The organism is Sulfitobacter sp. DSM 110093, assembly GCF_022788715.1.
Lineage (GTDB): Bacteria > Pseudomonadota > Alphaproteobacteria > Rhodobacterales > Rhodobacteraceae > Sulfitobacter.
On sequence record NZ_CP085167.1, the window covers coordinates 287,647 to 310,624 of the forward strand.

Genomic DNA, 22,978 nt, shown 5'->3' on the forward strand with positions numbered 1-22,978 from the left:
GCAATCTGATGAAACACTCTGGCAAGATCGGTGAGCAAATGACCAATTCGACCAAGCCAATTCTTTCGATCCGCAACCTTACGGTGGCATTGCCGGTTCAGGTGGAGCGGGCTAATGCGGTCGAGAACCTGACCTTTGACGTCCGACCCAAGGAAATCCTCTGCGTCGTGGGGGAATCCGGCTCCGGCAAGTCGATCACGTCGCTGGCTACGATGGGGCTCTTGGCTTCCAGCCTGAAGGTAACCGGGGGTGAGATCGAATTTGATGGGCGCGATGTCCTGAAACTCAGCGAAAGCGAGCATAACAAGCTTCGCGGCGACCGTATGGCGATGATCTTTCAGGAGCCGATGACTGCCCTCAACCCGGCCTATACCGTCGGCAACCAGATCGAAGAGGTCTTGCGCGTCCACCGGTCCTTTGATGCGGCAGAGCGGCGTGAGCGTACATTAAAGTTGCTTGATGAGGTGCGGCTTCCGGATCCCGAGCGGCTATTCAACTCGTACCCACACCAACTCTCAGGCGGCCAGCGCCAGCGGATTATGATCGCCATGGCGCTGGCGCTCGACCCCAAACTCCTGATCGCGGACGAGCCGACCACCGCGCTGGATGTCACGACCCAAAAGCAAATCCTGCATCTGCTGAAACAGCTCAACGCCAAACACGACGCCGGCATCATGTTCATCACCCATGACTTCGGCGTGGTGGCCGAGATCGCCGACCGTGTGGTCGTCATGCGCCACGGCCAGATCGTAGAGCAGGGCACCGCCGACGAGGTGCTCAACAATCCGCAACACCCCTACACCCGTGCGTTGATCGACGCGGTGCCGCGCCGTGCCGAAGACCGGGAGATGACGATCTCGGAAAACCCTGTTGTCGTTGACGTGCAGGGGCTGATGAAGACCTTTCACACCTCGGGCGGCATGTTCAAGAAAAGCCGGACCGTCGCCGCCGTGAACGATATTTCCTTTCAGGTGCGCCGGGGCGAGACACTGGGCATTGTGGGCGAATCCGGTTCGGGCAAGACCACGCTGGTGCGCTGTCTGATGCGTCTCATTGATCCCGACAGCGGGGCAATCAACATCTCGGGTGTGGACTTTGCCAGCAAGACCGCTGCCGAGCTGCGCCGCCACCGCAAGGACATTCAAATCGTCTTTCAGGACCCCTACGGCTCGCTCAATCCGCGCCGCACGATCGGCAGCCAGTTGATCCAAGGCGCGATCAATTTCGGAATGCCGCGCGAAGAAGCGTGGAAGCGGGTCTATGAACTGCTCGAAATCGTGCAGATGCCAAAATATTCCGTTCACCGCTATCCCAGCCAGTTCTCGGGCGGCCAGCGCCAACGCCTGTGCATCGCACGCGCACTTGTGGTCAATCCCAAGGTGCTTATCGCGGATGAAGCGGTGTCGGCGCTGGACGTATCGATCCAGCGTGAGGTGCTCAAGCTGATCAACGACATCCGCGACCGGCTTGGCCTCACCGTGATCTTCATCACCCATGACCTTCGCGTTGCCGCGCAGATCTGCAACGAAGTGCTGGTGATGAAACACGGCGAAGTGGTGGAGCGGGGCGGCGTTGGCCGCATCTTCACATCTCCGCAACATGAATACACCAAGGCGCTGATCGCCGCACAGCCGGGGCAGGGCTGGGAGATCCCGGACATGGCCGAATTCGCGCCGCAGACTCTGTCGGGCGGACATAAGGTGGTCAAGATATGAGCGACGCGGCTTATGACTTCATCATCGTCGGCGCGGGCTCGACCGGCTGCGTGCTGGCGAACCGGCTTTCGGCCAAACCGGGCTTGCGTGTGCTGCTGCTCGAGGCCGGGCCGCGCGATCTGAACCCCTGGATCCACATCCCCATCGGTTACTACCGCACGATGGACGACACCCGCATCAACTGGCAGTACCAGACCGAGAACGTGCCGCAATCTGCCGGACGTCGCTTTGACTGGCCGCGTGGAAAGGTGCTGGGCGGATGCAGTTCGATCAACGGGCTGGTCTATGCCCGCGGGCAGGCGGCGGATTTCGATCATTGGCGGCAGCTTGGCAATCCGGGCTGGAGCTATGCGGATGTGTTGCCCTATTTCCGCCGGGCCGAGGGTGCGTCGATCGACGATATCGACGAGGAATTCCATGGCCGCGATGGCCCGCTTGGGGTCAGCCGCGCCAGCGCGAACCCGCTCTGCGACGCCTATATCGCCGCGGCGAATGAGGCCGGCATCCCGCCAAACCCCGATTACAATGGCCGTGAGCAAGAGGGTGCCGGGTATTTTCAGGTCACCACCCGCAACGGCTGGCGCAGCAGCGCGGCCACGGCCTATTTGAAGCCCGCACGCAAGCGGCCCAATCTGCATGTGCAGACCGACACCCTGGTACGCCGCCTTATCCTCGAAGGGACCCGCGTGGTTGGGGTTGAGGTCGAACAGGGTGGCAAGGTAGAAACCCTGTACGCCGGGCGCGAGGTGCTGCTGGCGGCGGGGGCCATCAACTCACCGCAGATTTTGCAGGTTTCTGGCATCGGTAACGCCGAGATGCTGCGCACACGCGGCGTTGATGTCACGCATGACCTGCCAGAGGTCGGTGAGAACCTTCAGGACCATTATACCTGCCGCAGTACCTACCGCTGCGCACAGCCTGTCACGGTCAATGACGAGGTCCGCAGTTGGCCGCGTAAAGTCGGGGTTGCCCTGCAATGGCTCAAAGACCGCAGCGGGCCAATGTCACTGAGCGCGGGGCAGGTCGGCGTGTTTGCGAAAACCCGCCCGGAATGCGCCACGCCGGATGTGCAGTTTCACTTCCTGCGCTACACCGCGCAGAAACGCGGCCGCACACTGGACCCGTTTTCAGGCTTCACCGTGACCATGTGCCAGCTGCGCCCGGAAAGCCGTGGCCATGTGCGGATCACCGGCCCGGATCATCGGGCGAAACCGACAATTCAGCCGAATTACCTCGATACAACCACCGACCGCGACACCATGATTGCTGGTATGAAACTGGTCCGCAAGGTCGCGGCGCAACCGTCTTTGGCCGATTACATCAGCGAGGAAATGTTGCCCGGTCGTGATGTGACCAGCGATGACGCCCTGTTGGACTACGTTCGCGCCAATGGCTCGTCGATCTTTCACCCCAGTTCCACCTGCCGCATGGGGGTGGACGCGGGCGCCGTCGTCGACCCTCGGCTCAGGGTGCATGGGCTGACCGGCCTGCGGGTAGCGGACGCCTCGATCATGCCGACGCTGGTATCGGCCAACACCAATGCCGCCTGCATCATGATTGGCGAGAAAGCCGCGGATATGATCCTCGAGGACATCGCCTGACATGACCCACATCGAACCCAAGAAGCGAGCAAGCAGATGAAGATCAAGGATATTAAGACCTTCGTGGTCGGCAATAAATCCATTCACCGGGGCGGTCCCTATTGGGTTTTCGTCAAGGTCACCACGGATTGCGGCACAGTGGGCTACGGAGAAATCTACGGCGTGGCGTTCCACCCCAAGGCCCTGACCGCGATGATCGACGACATGTTCGAGCGGCATTTCGCGGGCACAGACCCTTTCAAGATCGAACGGCACTTCCGACTGGTCTATTCGGCAGGCTTCTCGCAACGTCCTGATCCGACTGTCATGGGCATCTTCAGCGGCATCGAGATGGCCCTGTGGGACATCATCGGCAAAGCCCTCGACAAGCCAATTTATGAACTGCTCGGCGGCCAAGTACATGAGCGCCTGCGCAGCTACACCTATCTGAATGCCGCCCCCGATGCCGCGTCGAACCAGAAAGTTTATGACGATCCAGACGCCGCGGCAGAGCGGGCCTTGGAATATGTCGCGCAAGGGTTCACGGCGCTGAAATTTGATCCGGCGCGGCCTTATACTGCCTTTGATCCTCGTCAGCTTTCGATGGAGACACTCGACTTTGCCGACCGCTACACCGCCCGTGTTCGCGAAGCGGTGGGTGCAAGCTGCGATATCCTCATCGGCACGCATGGTGAGATGTCCCCTTCGGGTGCGCTGCGTCTGGCGCGCAAGTTGGAACCGCATGATCCGCTCTGGCTTGAGGAACCCACGCCGCCTGACAATATCTCAGGAATGGCGCTTGTTGCCGCCGGAACCCGCATCCCTGTCGCAACCGGCGAGCGGCTGACCACCAAATACGAATTCGCCGATTTGCTGCGCCAGAATGCAGCGTCGATCCTGCAGATGAACCTTGGCCGCGTCGGTGGCATTCTGGAGGCCAAAAAGATCGCCTCCATGGGTGAGGCTTTCCACGCCCAGATCGCACCGCATCTGTTCTGCGGCCCTCTGGTCGGTGCGGCGAATATTCAGGTTTCTGCCTGTAGTCCGAACTTTCTCGTCATGGAGGGGATCGAGCAATGGGGCGGCTTTCAGGCCGAGATTCTCAAGACCCCGATCCGCTGGGAAGACGGCTATGTCATCCCGCCAACGGCGCCGGGGCTTGGTGTCGAACTCGATGAAGCCATGGCCGAGGCCAATCCTTACACCGGCGAACGTCTGCAACTGCGGATGAAGGACACGCCAGCATGACCCAAACGACTGGAGACAACCCTATGAAGAACCCATTCTCGCTTGAAGGCAAAGTCGCCATCGTGACCGGCGGCAGCAAAGGGATCGGCCTGTCCATCGCGCACCACCTCGCCGCCATGGGCGCCAAGGTCGCCATCGCTAGCCGCAAGATTGAGGCCTGCGAAGCCGCGGCGCAGGAGATCCGTGATGCCGGGGGGGAGGCCATGGCCGTGGCCTGCAACATTTCGCGGCGCGACGAATGTGAAGCCTTGGTGGCCAAGACCCATGACACATGGGGCCGTCTGGACATTTTCGTCGCCAACGCGGCGGTGAACCCGGTCTATGGCCCGCTCGCCGACCTAACTGACGAGGCGTTCAACAAAGTGATGACCTCCAACGTCCACAGTGCGATCTGGTTCGCCAACGCCGCCATGCCGCATATGGCCGAAGCGGGTGGCGGGGCGTTCATCATCGTTTCCTCCATCGGCGGTCTACGTGGCTCGGCCACCCTTGGGGCTTACGGCATTTCGAAAACGGCGGATGTCGGTGTCACGCGATCCCTCGCGGTAGAGTGGGGGCCGAAGAATATCACCGTCAACTGCATCATGCCGGGGCTCATCAAGACCGATTTTGCCCGCGCCCTTTGGGAGAACGACAGCCTGCGCGACGACCGTATTGCGCGGACCCCGGTCCGGCGGCTTGGCGCTCCTGAAGACATCGGCGGGGTGGCGACTTTCTTGGCCGGACCATCGGCCCGTTTCATCACCGGCGAGGTCATCGTCGTGGACGGGGGGACAACCATCGTCGGGCCATAAGGCCGCGTTTCTGAGCGAAAACTGAACCCAAGCTGCGGGAGGTAGCTCAACGGCCGATTTTAGGCCGCGGCCTCTTGCACCCTGAAAACGGCCATTGGCCAGAAAATAAAGGAGTACTATCAATGGATTTCGATCACAGCCCCAAGGTGAAAGACCTCTGCGACAGGCTCAACGCCTTCATGGAAGAGCACATCTACCCCAATCAGGAGCTTCACAATCAGCAGCTCCAGGAAATGGGCCACGGCATCGAGCACTGGGAAAACTGGGGCGGCGTGCCGATCATCGAAGAGCTCAAACCCAAGGCCCGCGAGGCCGGGTTGTGGAACCTCTTTCTGCCCGAGAGCCGACGGGGTGGCGGACTGACCAACCTCGAATATGCACCGCTTTGCGAGATCATGGGGCGCGCACCTTGGTCGGCGGAAGTGTTCAACTGTTCCGCACCCGATACCGGGAATATGGAAACGCTGGAACGTTTTGGCACCGAGGCGCAGAAGAAAGAGTGGATGGAGCCGCTTTTGGCGGGCGAAATCCGCTCCTGCTTTTCCATGACAGAACCCGATGCCGCGTCCTCGGACGCGCGAAACATCAGCCTGACCATCACCCGCGATGGCGATGAGTACGTCATCAACGGGCGCAAATGGTGGACCTCAGGTTCGGGCGACTCGCGCTGCAAACTGTTCATCGTGATGGGTAAAACTGACCCAGAGGCCGAACCTTATCGCCAACAGAGCATGATCCTGGTGCCGCGTGACACACCGGGCCTGACGATCAAGCGGATGATCCCGGTCTTCGGTTTTTCCGACGCGCCGCATGGGCATGGCGAGATCATTTATGACAACGTACGCGTCCCTGCGGAAAACATCCTGCTGGGCGAAGGGCGCGGCTTTGAGATCGCCCAAGGGCGGCTTGGACCTGGCCGCATCCACCACTGCATGCGGATGATCGGGCAGGCCGAAGTGGCCCTTGAGAAGATGTGCAAGCGCGCGCTTGAGCGGCGGCCCTTCGGCAAACTCCTGTCCGATCAAGGTGTCACACGCGAGCGGATCGCGGAATCCCGCATCATGATCGATCAGGCGCGTTTACTGACGCTCAAGGCCGCTGATCGGATGGACAAGGTCGGTAACAAAGAGGCCCGCAAGGACATCGGCATGATCAAAGTGGTCGCCCCGCGCATGGCTGCGCAGGTCATCGACTGGGCAATTCAGGTCCATGGGGCCGCCGGTATCTCCAGCGATTTCGGGCTTTCCTACGCCTATGCACGGGCCCGTGCGATCCGCTTGGCAGACGGGCCGGACGAGGTTCACCAGAACCAGATCGCCCGGTTGGAACTGAAACCATACACCAATGAAAGGGTTTGAAATGAGCGCTCCTAAAACCATCGGTTTCATCGGGCTGGGCCAAATGGGCGAACCCATGTGTGCCTTCATCTGCAAGGGTGACACCCCGGTCTTGTGCTATGACCGGGTGCCGGACCTCACCCCTGAGGGCGGCACCGCCGCAGACAGCCTTTCCGAAGTTATCGCGGGCGCTGACACGGTCTTTCTGTCATTGCCCGACGGCAAGATCGTAAACGCCGTCGCCGAAGAGATCGCCGCGCTTGACGGCGTCGCGGGCAAAGTCATCATCGACATGTCCACCATCGGCCCCGCCGCCGCGAAACAGGCCGCTACCACCATCGAGGGCGCGGGCATGACATATGTCGATGCGCCGGTCAGCGGCGGGCGGCAAGGCGCGCTCAAGGCCGCGATCACCATCATCTGGTCCGGCCCCAAGACCCAAATGGAGCGGCACCAGGCGATCCTCGATCTGTTCAGCAAGAATACGTTCCATGTCGGTGAAACGCCCGGACAGGGGCAGGCGGTGAAACTGTTGAACAACTTCCTGTCGGCCACCGCTATGGCGGCCTCCTCTGAGGCGGTGCTGTTTGGTCTGGCCCATGGGGTCGAGATGAAAACCATCCTCGACGTGGTGAAGGTCTCGACCGGCAACAATACAGCGATCGAGGATAAGTTTCCCAATCGCGTTCTGCCCGGCACCTATGACGCAGGCTTTTTCGCGGAACTGCTCAACAAGGACGTGCGCCTCTACAACGAGTTCGTGAAAGAGGCAGGCACTTCCAACATGATGGGCGAACGTGTGGCCGAGGTTTGGAACCTTGTCGAAGACAGCCTGCCGCCGCAATCGGACTTCACCCGCGTGTTTGAGGTTTTGGAAAAGAGGAACCAGTCATGAGCTTTGAGCGACCATATGAAGGGCTGAAGGTCGTTGACCTTTCCCAAGGTCTGGCAGGACCCTATTGCGGCATGCTGATGGCCCAGCAGGGCGCCGACGTGATCAAGATCGAACCGCAGGGGGGCGACTGGGCGCGTCTGATCGGTGGCGTCTTTGGCGATCACACGGCCTATTCCATCGTTGCCAATACCGGCAAGCGGGCCTTGGCGATGAACCTCAAGAGCGAACCCAGCGGGGAGATCGTGGACAAGCTGATCGCGCAGGCGGATGTCTTTATCGAAGGCTACCGCCCGGGCGTGGCCGAACGGCTGGGCTACGGCTACGAACGGCTGCGCGCGCTCAATCCGGGCCTGATCTATGTGTCGGTTTCCGGCTTCGGCCAATGCGGCCCGATGCGCGACCGGCCCGCGATGGACCCGATGTTGCAGGCGTTCAGCGGTTTTGTTGCTGAAAACACCGGCACCGACGGTACGCCTCACCACACACCGGTCAGCTATTTCGACATGTCCACCGGGCTTTATGCGCAACAGGCGCTGGCTGCAGCACTTTACGCCCGACGCGATGGGGCGGAGGGCCGCAAGATTGAAGTAAGTCTGCTCGAAGCCGCCGCCAGCATTCAGGCCGTGCGTCTGCTGAGCGGCTATCGCACCGGGCCGCGCCGGGCCTCAACCGCGCCTTCGGGCACCTTTCAGACCAGCGATGGGCATATCCAGATTAACATCGTGCGCGACCGCGAGTTCGAGGTGTTCTGCGACTTGCTGAAGCTCGATGATCTCTGGGCCAACGAGAAATACCGCACCATTGCCGGGCGTCTGGAGGATATCGATTTCCTCTACGACTACGTGCGCCGCTTCACCGCAAGCTGGAAAACGGCGGAACTGTCGGACCTGCTGAGCAAGGCTGGATTGCAGAACGAGGTCGTGCAGACCTACCGCGAGCTTGTTCACCATCCGCAGGCCGAAGCGGTTGGCGTCTTCTCATGGCTGCAGCAGGCCGGTGCCAATGATCCTTGGCCAGTGCCGAATATCCCCGGCCTGCCAGCCTTCGTTCCGGGCGATGATCGCGCCCAATCCCCCACCGTCGGCCAGCACACGCGCCAGATCCTCGCGGAGCTGGGCTACGGCAATGATCAGATTGACACACTCTATGCGGATGGCGTGGTCGCCTGACCCCCTCCGCAGGTACAAAGCAAAAGGAATAGACAGATGGACGAGAAACTTTTCGAACTGGGTCTTCAGCAACGCAAGAAGGTCGTCGGCGCAGAATACGTCGAGAAAAACCTGGCGGCAGCCGATGACTTTTCGCTGCCATTTCAGGAAGCGATGACCGCTTGGTGCTGGGGCTTTGGCTGGGGCGATGACACCATCGACCTCAAAACCCGCTCGATGCTGAACCTCGTGATGCTGGCCGCTTTAGGCAAGATGCACGAATGGGAGATCCATTGTAACGGCGCGATCAACAACGGCGTCACCAAGGAAGAGATCCGTTCGATCTTACACATCATCGGCATCTACTGCGGCGTGCCCCAGTCGCTGGAATGTTTCCGCCATGCCCGCAAGGTACTGGAAGAACGCGGCCTTCTGGAGGTTGCAGCCAAGTGAACGGACATCAGAACGGCATGATCACAGTCGACAAAAATTACATCGACGGCGCATGGGGCGCAGGGCAGGGCGGCAAACCCTTTCCAATTATGAACCCCGCGACAGAGGCCCAGATCGGCACCGTTACTCTGGGCAGCGCGGCAGATGTTGACCATGCCGTTGCCGCCGCCAAACGCGCGTTTGCAAGCTTTTCGCTGAGCTCCAAGGCCGAACGTCTGGGATATCTGCGCGCGCTGCAAAAAGCGCTTGAGGACCGCACTGACGACATGGGTCGGGCGATCAGTCAGGAGATGGGCGCCCCCATCACACTGGCGCGCAACGCGCAAGCCGGCTGCGGGCCGCGTCATGCCGCCGCCTATATCGCAGCGCTTGAGGCGCATGAGGAAGAATACAGGCTGCCAAATGGCGATATCATCCGCAAAGAACCCATCGGTGTGTGCGGTCTGATCACGCCGTGGAACTGGCCGATTAACCAGATCGCCCAAAAGGTTATGCCGGCGCTCGCCGCCGGGGCGACCTGCGTCCTCAAACCTTCTGAACACACGCCGCTGTCGGCGGTCATCTTCGCCGAATGTGTGCATGAAGCAGGCTATCCCGCCGGGGTGTTCAACCTTGTCTTCGGTGATGGGGCCGATGTGGGCAGCGCCATGTCGCGCCACCCGGATGTTGCGATGATGTCTTTCACTGGATCGACGCGCGCCGGGGCCATGGTCTCGCGCGACAGTTCCGAGAGCGTGAAACGCGTGGCACTGGAATTGGGAGGCAAATCGGCCAATCTGATCTTTGCCGATGCCGATCTGGAAACGGTTGTTCCTGCATCGGTCACGCGGTGTTTCCTCAATACAGGTCAGGGCTGCAACGCGCCCACACGCATGTTGGTTGAGCGCAGCTGCTATGACCAAGTCGTCGATCTGGCGCGCCAGACCGCCGAGGCGCAGGTGGTGGATGATCCGGCCAAGGAAGGCAGCCATATCGGCCCGCTCTTTGATGAGATGCAGTACAATCGGGTGCAGACGATGATCCAGCTTGGCATCGATGAGGGCGCACGACTTCTAGCGGGTGGTCTGGGGCGGCCCGACGGGCTGACCAAGGGCTGGTTCGCCAAGCCGACTATCTTTGCCGATGTGAGCAACGACATGCGCATCGCCCGCGAGGAAATCTTTGGCCCGGTGCTTTCGATCATACCCTTTGACACCGAAGAAGACGCCATCCGCATCGCCAATGACAGCGATTACGGCCTTGCCGCCTATGTTCAAACCGGCAGCGCCGCACGGGCGCAACGCGTGGCCAACCAGTTGCGCGCGGGGGTCGTGGCGATCAACGGGCAGGGCGCGGCCTATGGCTCGCCTTTCGGGGGCTTCAAACTTTCCGGCAACGGACGCGAAGGCGGTGCCTTTGGGCTGGAGGAATATCTTGAAGTCAAAGTGATGCCCTCGATCAAATCCATGGCCGAAGCTGGCCGTTTCACCACGGCCTGAGCCAATACCCAAGGAGCAGAAGATGTTGGACGCCTATATCTACGACGGACTCCGCAGCCCCTTCGGACGGCACGGCGGGGCGCTTGCGGCGATCAGGCCTGACGATCTGATGGCACAGGTCATCAAAGCACTGATGTCGCGCAGCACCTTGCAGGCCGAAATGGTCGAGGATGTGGTGCTCGGCAACGTCTGCCAATCCGGCGAGGACAGCCGCAACCTTGCCCGTTTCTCAGCACTGCTCGCTGGTCTGCCGGAAGAGGTCGGCGCGCAGACGGTGAACCGGCTGTGTGGATCAAGCATGTCCGCCGCGCTGGATGTGGCGCGGGCGGTCACGGTGGGTGAGGGCGAGTTGTTTGTCGCGGGCGGTGTCGAAAGCATGACCCGTGCGCCTTTTGTCGTGGGGAAATCTGCGACCGCTTGGTCGCGTCAGGGCGAAATTCATGACGCGACAGCGGGCAAACCCTTTCCCAATCCACGCTTTCAGGCGGCCTTTGGCCACGACAGCATGCCGCAAACGGCCGATAATCTCGCCGCCGATTACGGGCTCACCCGCGCAGCCTGCGATGCTTTTGCCGCCAGCAGCCAGCGGCGTTTCGAAGCCGCTCGCAAAGGTGGCTTCTTCGATGGCGAGTTGATCCCGATTGAGATTGCCGGACGCAAAGGCGCGGTCACCACCGTGGCCGAGGACGAGCATCCGCGCCCGGACACCACGCTGGAAAAAATGGCCAGCCTGCGCCCCCTGGACCCCGCAGGTGTCGTGACCGCCGCCAATGCATCGGGCATCAACGACGGTGCTGCGGCTTTGCTGATTGGCCGGAACGGCCTCGGTCCCGCGCCACGCGGGCGCATCCTCGCCGGGGCCGTATCGGGCGTGGCCCCTCGGGTGATGGGGATCGGCCCCGCGCTTGCCATTCCAAAGGCGCTCAGCCGGGCAGGGCTATCCCTTGAGCAGATGGATGTGATCGAGATCAACGAGGCTTTCGCGTCGCAGGTGCTTGCCTGCTGTAAAGCGCTCGACCTCTCGCCCGACGACAGCCGGCTCAATCCAAACGGCGGCGCCATTGCCGTGGGCCATCCGCTTGGTGCCTCGGGCGCGCGGCTCATGCTCACAGGGCTTGGGCAGCTTGAAGCCAGCGGCGGGCGCTATGGCTGTCTGTCGATGTGCATCGGATTTGGTCAAGGCATCGCCGTGATTCTCGAACGGTTGAAATGAACGCGGAAGGGGCACAGGCCATGAAAGATAACGTCAACAGATTGGTGGTCATCGAGACAGAGGGTGAGATCGGCTTGATCGGGTTGGCCAAGCCGCCCGTCAACGCCATCGGGCTGGCGTTGCGCACGGCGATCTATGAGGGCTTCAAAACGCTGCAACAAGATCCCGCAGTGCGCGCCATCGTGCTCTATGGCGAAGGGCGGTTCTTTTCGGCAGGCGCTGACATCAAGGATTTTGGCAAGGCTGATATCGAACCGACCCTGCCGCACATACTCAAAGCGCTGAATGACAGCGAAAAGCCAGTGATCGCGGCGCTGCACGGTGTGGCTTTTGGCGGTGCGCTGGAAGTGGCACTTGCTACCCATCTGCGCGTCGGCGTCGGGGGTCTGCGGATTGGCCTGCCGGAAGTGAAGCTGGGGCTGTTGCCCGGCGCCGGGGGCGCGCAGCGCCTGCCGAGGCTTACCGGGCTGGCAGGCGCGATTGATATCATCTGTTCCGGGCGCGACGTGTCTGCCGCTGAGGCGTTGGACCTCGGCATTCTGGAGCGATTGGCCGAAGGCGCGCCACGTGAGGCGGGCATTGCCGCCGCGCGCGACGTGCTGACTGGAAAGCTTGCTGCCCGCCGGACAGATACGCGCGATGTGGCCGAAGACCTTGCCGCAGTGGAGGCCGCAAAAGCGCGCCTGAAGGCTAAGCGTCCTGCCTTGCAAGCACCGCTGACAGCACTGGAGGCCGTCTGCGCCGCCACTCTGCCGATAGACGAAGGGCTCGCCAAAGAACGGGCGCTGTTCATGGAATTGATGGCGGCGGGGGAACGTGCCGGGCTGGTGCATGCGTTCTTTGCCGAACGCGCCAACGTTGATATCCCTGAGAAGGCCGCGCAGCCCCGACAAATAGTCCGCATCGCCGTGATCGGCGGTGGGACGATGGGGGTCGGCATTGCCACGTCCCTGCTCATCGGAGGATACTACGTCGACCTGATTGAAGCGCAAAGCGAACGGGTCGCGCAAGCGCGTGCCGGGGTCGAGAGCAATCTCGCCGGGGCGCTGAAACGCGGCAAGCTGACCGAACAAGCGCATGATGCCGCTCTCGCTGCGCTGGACTGCACCGACAGTCTGGATGCCGCAGGCAAAGCCGATCTGGTGATCGAAGCGATCTTTGAGGATATGTCCGCCAAAACGGCACTTTTCACCAAGCTGGATATGATCTGCAAACCCGGCGCGATCCTCGCCACCAACACCTCCTATCTCGATGTGAACGAAATCGCCGCCGCCACCAAGCGGCCCCGATATGTGATCGGTCTGCATTTCTTTTCGCCCGCCCATATCATGCGGCTGATCGAAGTGGTGGTCGCGGAGGAGACCGCGCCGGACTGTGTTGCCTCGGCCTTCGCCTTCGCACGCAAACTCGGCAAGGTCCCGGTGCGGGCAGAGGTCTGCGACGGCTTCATCGGCAATCGCATTCTGACCCAATACCGCCGAGCGGCCGATTACCTACTGCTCGACGGTGCCAGCTTCACCGAGATCGACGGCGCATTAGAGGATTTCGGTTTTGCCATGGGGCCCTTCGCAGTGTCCGACCTTGCCGGGCTCGACATCGCCAAGGCCACCCGCGACCGAAAGGCTGCCGCCCGGCCAGTTGGAGAGCGCTATTCCCGCGTGGCCGATCTGATTTGCGATCAGGGTTGGTTTGGTCGAAAGACCGAACAGGGCTATTATGTCTACGAGGGCGGAAAGCAGCAGGGTGGCAATCCCGGAGCATTGGAGATTGTTGCGGCGGAGCGCCGCAGGTTGAACCTCGCTGATCGCGCGTTCGCTAGCGACGACATTGTTTCCCGCTGCCTCACCGCAATGATCGCCGAAGCTGTTCGCGTGCTCGAAGAGGGCATCGCCCTACGCCCGGTAGACATCGATGCGGTCGAGCTTTTTGGCTACGGTTTTCCCCGCCACCGCGGTGGGCCGATGCATCAGGCGGACCTGATCGGTCCCGCAGAGCTGATCCGGCGGATCGAGCTTTATGCCAACGAAGACCCCCAGTTCTGGCAGGTGCCGCAATTGCTGCGCGACATGGCGCGGGAAGGCCGCAGTTTCGCGGATCTGAACGGCACACCGACAGGACACGTCACAAAAGGAAGCACGAAATGAACGAGAATGGTGGACCGCCCCTTATCAATGTCAGCGAGGCCCTCAGCTTTGACGAGGCCGGGCTGGAGGCCTATCTTTCCGACCATCTGGAAGGATTTTACGGCGACCTGCAGGTACGTCAGTTCAATGCAGGCCAGAGCAATCCAACCTATCAATTGTCCGCCGGTGGTCGCAAATACGTCCTGCGTAAGAAGCCCCCGGGCACGCTGCTGCCTTCCGCCCATGCCGTGGATCGTGAATACCGGGTGATGCATGCCCTGCGCGACACGCCTGTGCCGGTGCCGAAGATGCTACATCTGTGTACTGACCCATCCGTGATAGGCACTGATTTCTACGTGATGGAAATGATCGAAGGTCGGGTCTTTCACGACCCCAGCCTGCCGGGATTGACCCCACCTGAACGTCGTGCCTTTTACGAAAGCTTCATCAAGGCACTGGCCGAATTGCATGCGGTGAAGCCCGAGGCCGTGGGTCTGAGTGATTTCGGTCGCCCCGAAGGGTATCTGTCGCGGCAGGTCGCCCGCTGGACCAAGCAATACAAAGCCACAGAAACCGAGACCATCACGGCGATGGACAAGCTGATGGAATGGCTACCGGCCAATCTGCCCGCTGACGACGAGGCCGCGATTGTGCATGGCGACTTCCGCCCGGGAAATGCGATTGTGCGCGATGGCACGCCCGAGGTCCGCGCACTGCTGGATTGGGAGCTTTGCACGCTGGGCCATCCGCTTGCTGATCTAGGGTATGTCTGTGCAAACTACCACGCCGATAACCTGCCCACGGGGCAGTTCAAGGGGCTGGACTTCGAGGCCTTGGGGATTCCGACCGAACAAGAGTTTCTCGAACTTTACTGCCGCTTTTCAGGGCGCGACAATGTATCGAACCACCTGTTTTTCGTGGTGTTTTCCTTCTTCCGCAGTGCCGCGATCATTCAAGGCGTCTACAAGCGCGGGCTTGATGGCAATGCCGCGTCGCAAAAAGCGTTGAAACTGGGCCATCTGGCCCGTGTCCGAGCCGAAAACGCATGGCGGATCGTGGAGCAGAACCTCTGAACTCCGCCCGGCAAACAACTGAGCTGCAATGAAATTCACCTCAAGATGAGTAGGGCTAAAATCATGCCATTCCTGTCCCACATCCATTCCGAGCCTCACACCTGATGTCCGGGTCAGCGCCTCTGGCCGGGCTGAAGGTCGTCGAACTGGCGCGAATTCTCGCAGGGCCTTGGATTGGGCAGACGCTTGCGGATCTCGGCGCAGAGGTGATCAAGGTCGAAGCGCCGGAGGGGGACGACACCCGGCGTTGGGGCCCTCCGTTTATCGAACGGACCCGGCCCGATGGCAGCACTGAAACGGTATCGGCCTATTTCCACTCGGCTAATCGCGGCAAAACTTCACTGACCTGCGACTTCACCGATCCCGCGGATTTGGCGCAACTTAAAGCGCTGATTGCGCAGGCCGATGTGGTGATCGAGAACTTCAAAGTCGGGGGCCTAGCGAAGTTCGGCTTGGACTATGCATCATTGGCATCTGAGAACCCAAGTCTGGTCTATGCCTCGGTCAGTGGCTTTGGTCAGGATGGACCGCGTGCCAAGGAGGCGGGTTATGATTTCCTGATCCAAGGCATGTGCGGCATCATGGACTTGACTGGCGAACCAGACGGCGCGCCCCAGAAAGTCGGCGTGGCATGGGTGGATGTTTTCACTGGGCTTTACGGCGTGATCGGCATTCAAGCGGCGCTGGCCGAGCGCGCTCGGTCGGGGCAGGGGCAGCACGTCGATCTGTCGCTGCTGGATTGCGGAGTTGGCGTTCTGGCCAATCAGGCGGGCAATTACCTCTTAGGCGACGCCGTCCCCACACGGCTCGGCAATGCGCACCCTAACATCGTACCTTATCAGGTGTTCCCGGCACACGAAGGTCATCTGATTATTGCCTGTGGCAATGATCGGCAGTTCCGTAAGCTTTGCGAGGTTCTTGATATGCCTGAGGCGGCTGATGACACGCGATACGTGACGAACCCGGCCCGTGTTCGGCACCGGGATACGCTTTGTCGCCTGATTGCGGAACGGACCGCTCATCACACGAAAACGTCTTTGATTGAAAGGCTCATCGGTCGCGGGGTGCCTGCAGGCCCGATCAATACAGTTGCCGAAGCGTTGAGCGAGCCACAGATCGTTGCCCGTAACATGCGGATTGAACCCGAGGGCATCGATGGGCTGCGCACGCCGGTGCGTTTTTCGCGAAGCCAACTGGCGCTGGATCGGGCAGCACCCATGTTAGGCACCGGCAGCCGCGGTTTTGGACTCGGCAGGTAGATCAGATCTACTGCGGGGAAGCCATTCGCGACGTGACAGTTTCGTGATACGCGCCTTCCGCAATTTTCAGGAGCGTGTCATGCCGATGATATCAAATTCAATGTGGGTACCGAGTAAAGTCGGACGCGAACCTTCAGCTGCGGATCGGTCTCAAGCTTTGAAAGCCCTCAGGGGTCAATCTTGAACTAGGGCTGTCCCGCGTCGGCGCGCTTTTGGACAGTGTTGGCAGGTCGCGCGCTTGAGATCCTTGACGATCTTGTCGACGGGGCTTTTGCGTCGAGACCACAGGCCCGTGTCCTCCTCAACTACGGGCTAACGGATACAGCAAGCAGAAACCGAACAAAGAGAACCACTGCGTCTCCGGCAGCGGGCGCTGACTGCGTTAGGCACGACCGTCCGCAAATGGTTGTTCCCGGCCACTCTCTGGGTCAGCCACGAGGATCTGTATTGGGCCGGAAGTGTCATTCATAGGATAGCCATGACGGAGCTGTTTGAAATGGATCCTTTCAGTAGCCATTGGATGCGGCTTTCCATGGCTCTCCCAATAGGCGGCGTACAAAAGTGTTTCAAAACGGAAATCGCTTGCATCAGTCGGATGCGGAAGGTGCGCTGGCCTGAGGGCGTGAAGTGCGAGGATGTGGCTCGGCAAGCATTGTTCAGATCAAGAAGTGAAAAAATTATCAATGCTGTGTTTGCCGCCGTCATTTCTCTGTCACGACGGACACGAACTGTCACCGGACACATCTTGCTCTCATGATCTGGTTCATCGGCGCCGAGACGATGATTGCGGCTCACGCGAAGGGCAGGGCACAAGATTTTCTGCCCTCCGAGAGGTTGAGCGGGAAGCTCGGAGTTACCTACAAGGTCGCTTATCAACTGCGGAAGAAATTGAGAGCTGACCTATTGCAGAAGCACTCTCAGTTTAGTTGGAGCGTGCGGCAAAGTTCGTCATCAGCCCATCCTTTTTGAACTGTAGCTGCCGGGCGAGGCGGGAAACACGACTGTCTTGTTGCCATTCAAAAAGACCCGGTGATGCGCATGGGCATGGATCGCTCTGGCCAGCACGCTGGATTCTACATCCCGCCCAAGGGACACGTAGTCCGACGCGCTTTGCGCTTGGGTGATCCGGACAATGTCCTGCTCAATAATCGGCCCCTCGTCGAGATCGGCCGTCACGTAATGCGATGTCGCACCGATCAGCTTTACGCCGCGCTCATAGGCCTGCTTGTAAGGGTTCGCGCCTTTGAAGGAGGGCAGGAAGGAATGGTGGATGTTGATGATCCGACCGCTCATCTTTTGGCACATCGCATCCGACAGGATCTGCATGTAGCGGGCCAACACGATGAGTTCAGCGCCCGTGTCTTCGACCACCTCCATAATCCGGGCCTCAGCCTCGGGCTTGTTCTCCTTCGTCACCTTGATGTGGTGGAAGGGGATGTCATGGTTCACAACGACTTTTTGATAATCCATATGGTTCGAGATCACGGCCACGATCTCGATCGGAAGTGCCCCGATGCGCACACGGTACAAAAGATCGTTTAGGCAGTGGCCGAAGCGCGATACCATGACCACGACCTTCATCGTCGTGTCTTTGTCGTGAAACTTATAGTCCATACCGAAGGGCTCGGCGATTTTGGCAAAACCTTCCCTCAAATCCTCCATGGGCGTGCCAGTTTCGGAATCTGCACTGACGCGCATGAAAAACTGGCCGTTGTCGGGATCGTCAAACTGGGCGCTGTCGGTGATATTGCACCCGTTCTCGGCAATGTATTTTGCAATAGCGGCAACGATCCCGCGTTGGGAGGGACAGGTAACGGTCAGGCAAAACTTAGTCATGAGATGGTCCTTGAAGATTAAGTTATGCAGCATGAGAGGCCGCATTTTTCGATCCATTAGCACGCGCGGCTTGGAGTGTATTGGACAATAGGCAAGCAATCGTCATCGGTCCGACGCCGCCCGGCACTGGTGTGATTGCCGCCGCACAGGCCGCGGCTTCGTCGGAAACATCGCCAACAATGCGGCTGCTGCCATCGGGCTTGCTGACGCGGTTGATGCCGACGTCGATCACCACAGCGCCCGGCTTGATCCAATCGGGCTGGACCAAATCCGGCACCCCTGCGGCGACGACCAGAATATCGGCTTGCCGGGCCATCGCGGCGGGATCGGCGGTGAACTTATGCGCGACCAAGACTGAGCAGTCCTGTTGCAGCAAAAGTTGAACCATTGGCCGCCCAACGATGGACGAGCAGCCGATCACACAGGCGGTAAGCCAGCGCAGGCTGCCAATTTCGTCTTGAAGCAGCATGAGACAGCCTTGTGGCGTACAGGGCACCAGCGCCGCTTGCCCGGTCGCCAAGCGGCCGGCGTTGACCGGGTGGAAGCCGTCCACATCCTTATCGGGTGAGATCGCCGCCAGCACCCGGGCGCGCTCTATCTGCGGGGGTAGGGGCAGTTGTACAAGGATACCGTCCGTCAACGGGTCGTCGTTCAGGCTGGCAATCAGGGCAAGCAAATCGGCTTCCGTTGTGCTGTCGGGCAGGTCGTGCAATTCAGAGCGCAGACCAACCTCCTCACAGGCACGCACTTTGGCGCGCACATAGACGCCGCTGGCAGGGTCGGACCCGACCAGTACCACCGCAAGACCCGGCACCCTGCCGTCGCGATGGCGCATTTCTTGAACCGCCCTGGCCACCTCCGCCCGCAGCCGCGCCGCCCGGGCGCGACCGTCAATCAAGCGCCTTTTCATCCCAACTGTTCCGTCAATTCAGGCACCGCCTCAAAGAGGTTGGCGACAAGCCCGTAGTCAGCGACCTGAAAGATCGGCGCTTCTTCGTCTTTGTTGATCGCCACGATCACCTTGCTGTCTTTCATCCCGGCGAGGTGCTGGATCGCGCCCGAAATGCCGCAAGCGATATAAAGGTCGGGTGCCACCACCTTGCCGGTTTGGCCGACCTGCCAGTCGTTGGGGGCGAAACCGCTGTCGACCGCCGCACGCGACGCCCCAACAGCCGCGCCCAACGTGTCAGCCAAGCCGGAAATCAGTGCGAAATCCTCTTCCGAACCCACACCGCGTCCGCCTGAGACAACCACGGAGGCCGAGGTTAGCTCTGGACGATCAGATTTCGCCACCCGATCCTCTATCCAGCGGCTCGGGCCCGCTGGGAGGTCAATGGTGAGTGTTTCAACCGGCGCGGGGGCCTGCGTCTGCTCGGCGGCGTCGAACCCGGCAGTGCGGAGGGTGAGCACTTTAATCGGGTCAGAGGATTGCACCTTTCGCAGCGCATTACCGGCATAGATCGGACGGCGGAAGGTCTCAGCGTCGATTACTTCGATGACGTCTGGAATGATCATTACATCAAGTAGCGCTGCCAAACGCGGCAGCACATTGCGCCATCGAGTGGTCGCGGGCGCCGCGATATGGCTATTGTCCGCCGCGATCGACTGTACGAGTGCTGCGGTCGGTTCAGCCAGCCCATGCGACAGCGTATCATCCTCGGCCAGCAGCACTTTTGTGACGCCGGAGATTTGCGCGGCCAGCGCGGCGGCGTCGGGCACGCCGAAAATTAGCAAGGTGATCTCGCCCAATGGCGCAAGGGCGGTGACGGCTTTGGCGGTGGCATCAAATGCCAGCGCGCCGTCGGTGGTTTCTGCAATAAGTAGAACGGACATCGTCAGAGCACTCCCGCTTCGGTTTTCAGTTTTTCGACAAGTTCCGCAACGGACTGGACCTTGACCCCCGCTTTGCGTGCGGCGGGCTCTTCGGTTTCCAAAACCTTGAGGCGCGGTGTGATATCCACACCCAGATCGGCTGCGGTCTTTTCCTCCAGCGGTTTTTTCTTGGCCTTCATGATATTCGGCAAAGAGGCATAGCGCGGCTCGTTCAGGCGCAGATCGGCGGTGACGATGGCAGGCAGATCAACCTCGATGGTTTGCAACCCGCCATCGACCTCGCGTGTCACCCGAGCACGTCCATCCGCGACCGTCAGTTCGGAGGCAAAGGTCGCTTGCCCCCAGCCCAAGAGTGCCGCAAGCATCTGACCGGTTGCGCCCATATCGTTGTCGATCGCCTGCTTCCCAGCGATCACCAGCTGCGGTGCCTCGCTGTCAATCACGGCTTTTAGGAGCTTCGCCACGGTCAGCGGTTCAATATCGTCATGCACGTCCTGTGCGGCGTTGATCAGGATCGCCCGGTCGGCCCCCATCGCCAGCGCCGTGCGCAGCACCTCTTGCGCTTGTTTGACCCCGATAGACACCACGATCACCTCCGACGCCGCGCCGCTTTCCTTGAGGCGGATGGCTTGTTCGACAGCGATTTCATCAAAAGGGTTCATGGACATTTTGACGTTGGCCAGATCGACACCGCTGCCATCTGCCTTGACGCGCACTTTGACGTTGTAGTCGATGACCCGCTTTACGGGGACGATGATCTTCATATGGCCTCTCTTTCTCATGCTTCTTGCGCCCGCCGGGCAGGCTGGATCACCCTGCCGGCAACGGGGGCGTTTTCAGGGATGTGTTTCGGCGTTTACCCCGTCATAGGGGATGAGTGCTGCGAGCAGTTCACCGACCTCGATCTTGCCCGGCGGCTGCCCGGTTCTACGCACCGCTATGGTGGCATCTGCTTGTCCTTTGGCGGCGCGAATGACTGTCTCAAGCGTGTCGTCCCAAGCGACCTCGGCAAAGAAAATGTCATCGGGCAGGGTCGGCAGTGCGATGGTACCGGCCCGCAGAACGCGGGCGCGGTTGATGTCGCTCACAAAGGCTTCGATATAGGGGTCCGCGGGGTTCATCACGATCTCCTGCGGCGCGCCTTGCTGGACCACGGATCCGTCTTTGAGGATCACAAGGTGATCCGCAAGTTTAAGCGCTTCATCCAGATCGTGAGTGATGAAAACGATGGTCTTGTGAAGCTCCCTTTGCAGCTCCAACAGCAAGTCCTGCATGTCGGTGCGGATCAGGGGGTCAAGGGCCGAGAAAGCCTCGTCAAGCAGCATGATGTCAGTGTTCGCCGTCAAAGCGCGGGCGATGCCGACGCGTTGCTGCATGCCGCCCGACAGCTGACGGGGGTAGCGGTCCTCAAACCCACCGAGATCGACGCGTTCGAGCCATTTGCGTGCCTCCGCCTCGCGGGTTTCCTGATCCACACCACGGGTCTTCAGCGCCATCGCCGCGTTTTCCAGAACTGTCTTATGCGGTAGGAGCGCGAACTTCTGAAACACCATCGACATGCTGCGCTGTCGCAACCCGCGCAGCGCGTCATTATCGAGCTGCATCACGTCCTGACCATCGAGCAATATTTCACCCGCAGTGGGGTCGATAAGCCGGTTCAGGTGACGGATCAGCGTCGATTTCCCGGAGCCTGACAGCCCCATAATCACTGAGATTTCGCCAGCTTGCATGTCGATGCTAATGTCTCGCAGCCCCAGCACATGGCCATGATTGGCAAGCAGTTCGGGTTTGCCGATCCCCTGATCTTTGACCAAGGGCAGCACACGCTCGGGGGACGCGCCGAAAATCTTGTAGAGGTTGCGAATCTGGATCTTGGGGTGGGTCATCTTCCGCTCACTCTGTGTCATGTGCAGGATCAATGCGTAGGAGCGCGGCCTTTGAGCAGCGGTCCAAGACCACCGCCAGCAGCACGATGCCAAAGCCCGCGACAAGCCCGACGCCCAGTTCCAGATTTCGGATGCCGCGGAGCACCAAGACGCCCAAGCCCGGCGCGGAGACGAGGGACGCAATCACGACCATGGCGAGGCTCATCATGATGGTCTGGTTCACGCCCGCCATGATGTTGGGCAGGGCCAGTGGTAACTGCACGCCAAAGAGCTTTTGCCGGTCCGTCATGCCAAAGGCATTGGCCGCCTCGACGACATCTTGATCCACCAGCCGTATGCCGAGGTCAGTCAGGCGGATCACGGGCACAATCGCGTAAAGGATGATCGCGATGCCGTAGAGCTTGGGCTCGGTCACCGAGAACAGGAAAATAAGCGGGATCAGATAGACGAAACTCGGAAGAGTTTGCAGCATATCGAGCACGGGCAGCATCAATCTTTGCATCCTGTCGGACCGCGACATCAAGATACCAGCAGGAACACCTATGAGTACGCAAAGCCCGGTGCAGACAAAAATAATCGCGAGGGTTTGCAGAGCGACATCCAGATGGTCGATCAGGCCGAAGAACAAAAAGACGATGGCAACAAAAACGGTCACCCCAACCTTACGCGTCGCCCCCCAGGCGGCCCATACCAAGAGCGGGACAAGCACCCACCACGGCACGGTGGTAAAGACATAGAGCGCACCGTCGAGCATCCAAGACAGGGGCTGGGTAAGTGGATCAAGAACAAGCTTCAGACCGTCTTTGATCCCTAAAAAACCCCGCTCGACGTTCAAGGTAATATCGCGTGATTGCGGGATGGCATTGCAGGCTTCATGCAGCTTGTCAAACGACGGAAAGGGCAGGAGCGGGCCAGTCTCGGCGGCATCGTTGCTGTTCTTTCTTTGCAGCAACTGCGCCATGCTCATTGGCCCCGTGGCGGCATCTGTGTCGCACCACCCTCGCAGCCCAAATCCATTGAAAACTTGCTCGTACATTGCTTGGGGAGACCTCTCGCTGCCTTGGATGCCCGGCCCCAAGCGCGTTGACGCGGGGCCGAGCAGTGAGC

At 60.4% G+C, this 22,978-nt stretch carries 19 protein-coding genes; 13 read left to right on the forward strand and 6 right to left on the reverse strand.

Annotated features, from left to right (window positions below):
- The first annotated feature begins 8 nt into the window (after nt 1-8).
- The 13 genes from DSM110093_RS01365 to DSM110093_RS01425 all read left to right on the forward strand — a co-directional run bounded on the left by DSM110093_RS01365 (nt 9) and on the right by DSM110093_RS01425 (nt 16,316).
- A complete protein-coding gene (locus DSM110093_RS01365) occupies nt 9-1,715 on the forward strand; it encodes an ABC transporter ATP-binding protein (RefSeq protein ID WP_243267649.1) in 1,707 nt (568 codons plus the stop codon).
- Nucleotides 1,712-3,316 carry a choline dehydrogenase gene (locus DSM110093_RS01370; RefSeq protein ID WP_243266362.1) on the forward strand — a complete coding sequence of 535 codons (1,605 nt, stop codon included), beginning with the start codon at nt 1,712-1,714 and terminating at the stop codon, nt 3,314-3,316. The genes DSM110093_RS01365 and DSM110093_RS01370 overlap by 4 nt, the downstream gene beginning before the upstream one ends.
- A gap of 36 nt (nt 3,317-3,352) precedes the next feature.
- Entirely contained in the window at nt 3,353-4,543 is a 1,191-nt protein-coding gene (locus DSM110093_RS01375; protein WP_243266363.1) for a mandelate racemase/muconate lactonizing enzyme family protein, read from the forward strand.
- Nucleotides 4,540-5,337 (forward strand): SDR family oxidoreductase, encoded by a 798-nt coding sequence (locus tag DSM110093_RS01380; RefSeq protein WP_243266364.1) that lies wholly within the window; start codon nt 4,540-4,542, stop codon nt 5,335-5,337. Before DSM110093_RS01375 ends, DSM110093_RS01380 begins: the two co-directional genes overlap by 4 nt.
- Before the next feature lie 122 nt (nt 5,338-5,459).
- Complete coding sequence (locus DSM110093_RS01385) at nt 5,460-6,695, forward strand: acyl-CoA dehydrogenase family protein (RefSeq protein ID WP_243266365.1); 1,236 nt, start codon at nt 5,460-5,462, stop codon at nt 6,693-6,695.
- 1 nt (nt 6,696) lies between these two features.
- Entirely contained in the window at nt 6,697-7,569 is an 873-nt protein-coding gene (locus DSM110093_RS01390) for an NAD(P)-dependent oxidoreductase (RefSeq protein WP_243266366.1), read from the forward strand.
- On the forward strand, nt 7,566-8,738 hold the full coding sequence (locus DSM110093_RS01395; RefSeq protein WP_243266367.1) for a CoA transferase: 1,173 nt from the start codon (nt 7,566-7,568) through the stop codon (nt 8,736-8,738). The genes DSM110093_RS01390 and DSM110093_RS01395 overlap by 4 nt, the downstream gene beginning before the upstream one ends.
- A gap of 36 nt (nt 8,739-8,774) precedes the next feature.
- Entirely contained in the window at nt 8,775-9,170 is a 396-nt protein-coding gene (locus tag DSM110093_RS01400; protein ID WP_067627552.1) for a carboxymuconolactone decarboxylase family protein, read from the forward strand.
- Nucleotides 9,171-9,187: 17 nt separating this feature from the next.
- A complete protein-coding gene (locus DSM110093_RS01405; RefSeq protein ID WP_243266368.1) occupies nt 9,188-10,648 on the forward strand; it encodes an aldehyde dehydrogenase family protein in 1,461 nt (486 codons plus the stop codon).
- 22 nt (nt 10,649-10,670) lie between these two features.
- Nucleotides 10,671-11,861 (forward strand): acetyl-CoA C-acyltransferase, encoded by a 1,191-nt coding sequence (locus tag DSM110093_RS01410; protein WP_243266369.1) that lies wholly within the window; start codon nt 10,671-10,673, stop codon nt 11,859-11,861.
- A 20-nt stretch (nt 11,862-11,881) separates the two neighbouring features.
- A complete protein-coding gene (locus DSM110093_RS01415) occupies nt 11,882-14,005 on the forward strand; it encodes a 3-hydroxyacyl-CoA dehydrogenase NAD-binding domain-containing protein (RefSeq protein ID WP_243266370.1) in 2,124 nt (707 codons plus the stop codon).
- Nucleotides 14,002-15,057, forward strand: a complete 1,056-nt coding sequence (locus tag DSM110093_RS01420) for a phosphotransferase family protein (protein WP_243266371.1) — start codon at nt 14,002-14,004, stop codon at nt 15,055-15,057. The genes DSM110093_RS01415 and DSM110093_RS01420 overlap by 4 nt, the downstream gene beginning before the upstream one ends.
- Nucleotides 15,058-15,161: 104 nt before the next feature.
- Entirely contained in the window at nt 15,162-16,316 is a 1,155-nt protein-coding gene (locus DSM110093_RS01425) for a CaiB/BaiF CoA-transferase family protein (RefSeq protein ID WP_243266372.1), read from the forward strand.
- 951 nt (nt 16,317-17,267) lie between these two features.
- Here the strand turns inward: DSM110093_RS01425 and purU are convergent.
- From purU to DSM110093_RS01455, 6 genes are all read right to left on the reverse strand, one after another.
- Nucleotides 17,268-18,152, reverse strand: a complete 885-nt coding sequence (gene purU, locus DSM110093_RS01430; RefSeq protein ID WP_243266373.1) for a formyltetrahydrofolate deformylase — start codon at nt 18,150-18,152, stop codon at nt 17,268-17,270.
- Nucleotides 18,153-18,174: 22 nt separating this feature from the next.
- Nucleotides 18,175-19,062, reverse strand: coding sequence for a bifunctional methylenetetrahydrofolate dehydrogenase/methenyltetrahydrofolate cyclohydrolase FolD (folD, locus tag DSM110093_RS01435; RefSeq protein WP_243266374.1), 888 nt, complete (start codon nt 19,060-19,062; stop codon nt 18,175-18,177).
- The gene (locus DSM110093_RS01440) at nt 19,059-19,985 is read right to left on the reverse strand and encodes an FAD-binding protein (RefSeq protein ID WP_243266375.1); all 927 of its coding nucleotides are present in this window, start codon (nt 19,983-19,985) and stop codon (nt 19,059-19,061) included. Before DSM110093_RS01440 ends, folD begins: the two co-directional genes overlap by 4 nt.
- 2 nt (nt 19,986-19,987) lie before the next feature.
- Complete coding sequence (locus DSM110093_RS01445) at nt 19,988-20,749, reverse strand: electron transfer flavoprotein subunit beta/FixA family protein (protein ID WP_243266376.1); 762 nt, start codon at nt 20,747-20,749, stop codon at nt 19,988-19,990.
- A 72-nt stretch (nt 20,750-20,821) separates the two neighbouring features.
- On the reverse strand, nt 20,822-21,871 hold the full coding sequence (locus DSM110093_RS01450; RefSeq protein ID WP_243266377.1) for a betaine/proline/choline family ABC transporter ATP-binding protein: 1,050 nt from the start codon (nt 21,869-21,871) through the stop codon (nt 20,822-20,824).
- Between the two features lie 7 nt (nt 21,872-21,878).
- Nucleotides 21,879-22,907 (reverse strand): ABC transporter permease subunit, encoded by a 1,029-nt coding sequence (locus DSM110093_RS01455; protein WP_243266378.1) that lies wholly within the window; start codon nt 22,905-22,907, stop codon nt 21,879-21,881.
- Between the last annotated feature and the right edge of the window lie 71 nt (nt 22,908-22,978).

Bases quoted from the DNA above. Each gene is read 5' to 3' on its own strand.
- DSM110093_RS01445 (WP_243266376.1), bottom strand. From the start codon at position 20,749: ATGAAGATCATCGTCCCCGTAAAGCGGGTCATCGACTACAACGTCAAA.
- DSM110093_RS01395 (WP_243266367.1), top strand. From the start codon at position 7,566: ATGAGCTTTGAGCGACCATATGAAGGGCTGAAGGTCGTTGACCTTTCC.
- DSM110093_RS01455 (WP_243266378.1), bottom strand. From the start codon at position 22,907: ATGTACGAGCAAGTTTTCAATGGATTTGGGCTGCGAGGGTGGTGCGAC.
- DSM110093_RS01365 (WP_243267649.1), top strand. From the start codon at position 9: ATGAAACACTCTGGCAAGATCGGTGAGCAAATGACCAATTCGACCAAG.
- purU (WP_243266373.1), bottom strand. From the start codon at position 18,152: ATGACTAAGTTTTGCCTGACCGTTACCTGTCCCTCCCAACGCGGGATC.
- DSM110093_RS01420 (WP_243266371.1), top strand. From the start codon at position 14,002: ATGAACGAGAATGGTGGACCGCCCCTTATCAATGTCAGCGAGGCCCTC.
- DSM110093_RS01390 (WP_243266366.1), top strand. From the start codon at position 6,697: ATGAGCGCTCCTAAAACCATCGGTTTCATCGGGCTGGGCCAAATGGGC.
- folD (WP_243266374.1), bottom strand. From the start codon at position 19,062: ATGAAAAGGCGCTTGATTGACGGTCGCGCCCGGGCGGCGCGGCTGCGG.
- DSM110093_RS01410 (WP_243266369.1), top strand. From the start codon at position 10,671: ATGTTGGACGCCTATATCTACGACGGACTCCGCAGCCCCTTCGGACGG.
- DSM110093_RS01425 (WP_243266372.1), top strand. From the start codon at position 15,162: ATGTCCGGGTCAGCGCCTCTGGCCGGGCTGAAGGTCGTCGAACTGGCG.
- DSM110093_RS01440 (WP_243266375.1), bottom strand. From the start codon at position 19,985: ATGTCCGTTCTACTTATTGCAGAAACCACCGACGGCGCGCTGGCATTT.
- DSM110093_RS01400 (WP_067627552.1), top strand. From the start codon at position 8,775: ATGGACGAGAAACTTTTCGAACTGGGTCTTCAGCAACGCAAGAAGGTC.
- DSM110093_RS01385 (WP_243266365.1), top strand. From the start codon at position 5,460: ATGGATTTCGATCACAGCCCCAAGGTGAAAGACCTCTGCGACAGGCTC.
- DSM110093_RS01380 (WP_243266364.1), top strand. From the start codon at position 4,540: ATGACCCAAACGACTGGAGACAACCCTATGAAGAACCCATTCTCGCTT.
- DSM110093_RS01370 (WP_243266362.1), top strand. From the start codon at position 1,712: ATGAGCGACGCGGCTTATGACTTCATCATCGTCGGCGCGGGCTCGACC.
- DSM110093_RS01375 (WP_243266363.1), top strand. From the start codon at position 3,353: ATGAAGATCAAGGATATTAAGACCTTCGTGGTCGGCAATAAATCCATT.
- DSM110093_RS01415 (WP_243266370.1), top strand. From the start codon at position 11,882: ATGAAAGATAACGTCAACAGATTGGTGGTCATCGAGACAGAGGGTGAG.
- DSM110093_RS01450 (WP_243266377.1), bottom strand. From the start codon at position 21,871: ATGACCCACCCCAAGATCCAGATTCGCAACCTCTACAAGATTTTCGGC.
- DSM110093_RS01405 (WP_243266368.1), top strand. From the start codon at position 9,188: ATGATCACAGTCGACAAAAATTACATCGACGGCGCATGGGGCGCAGGG.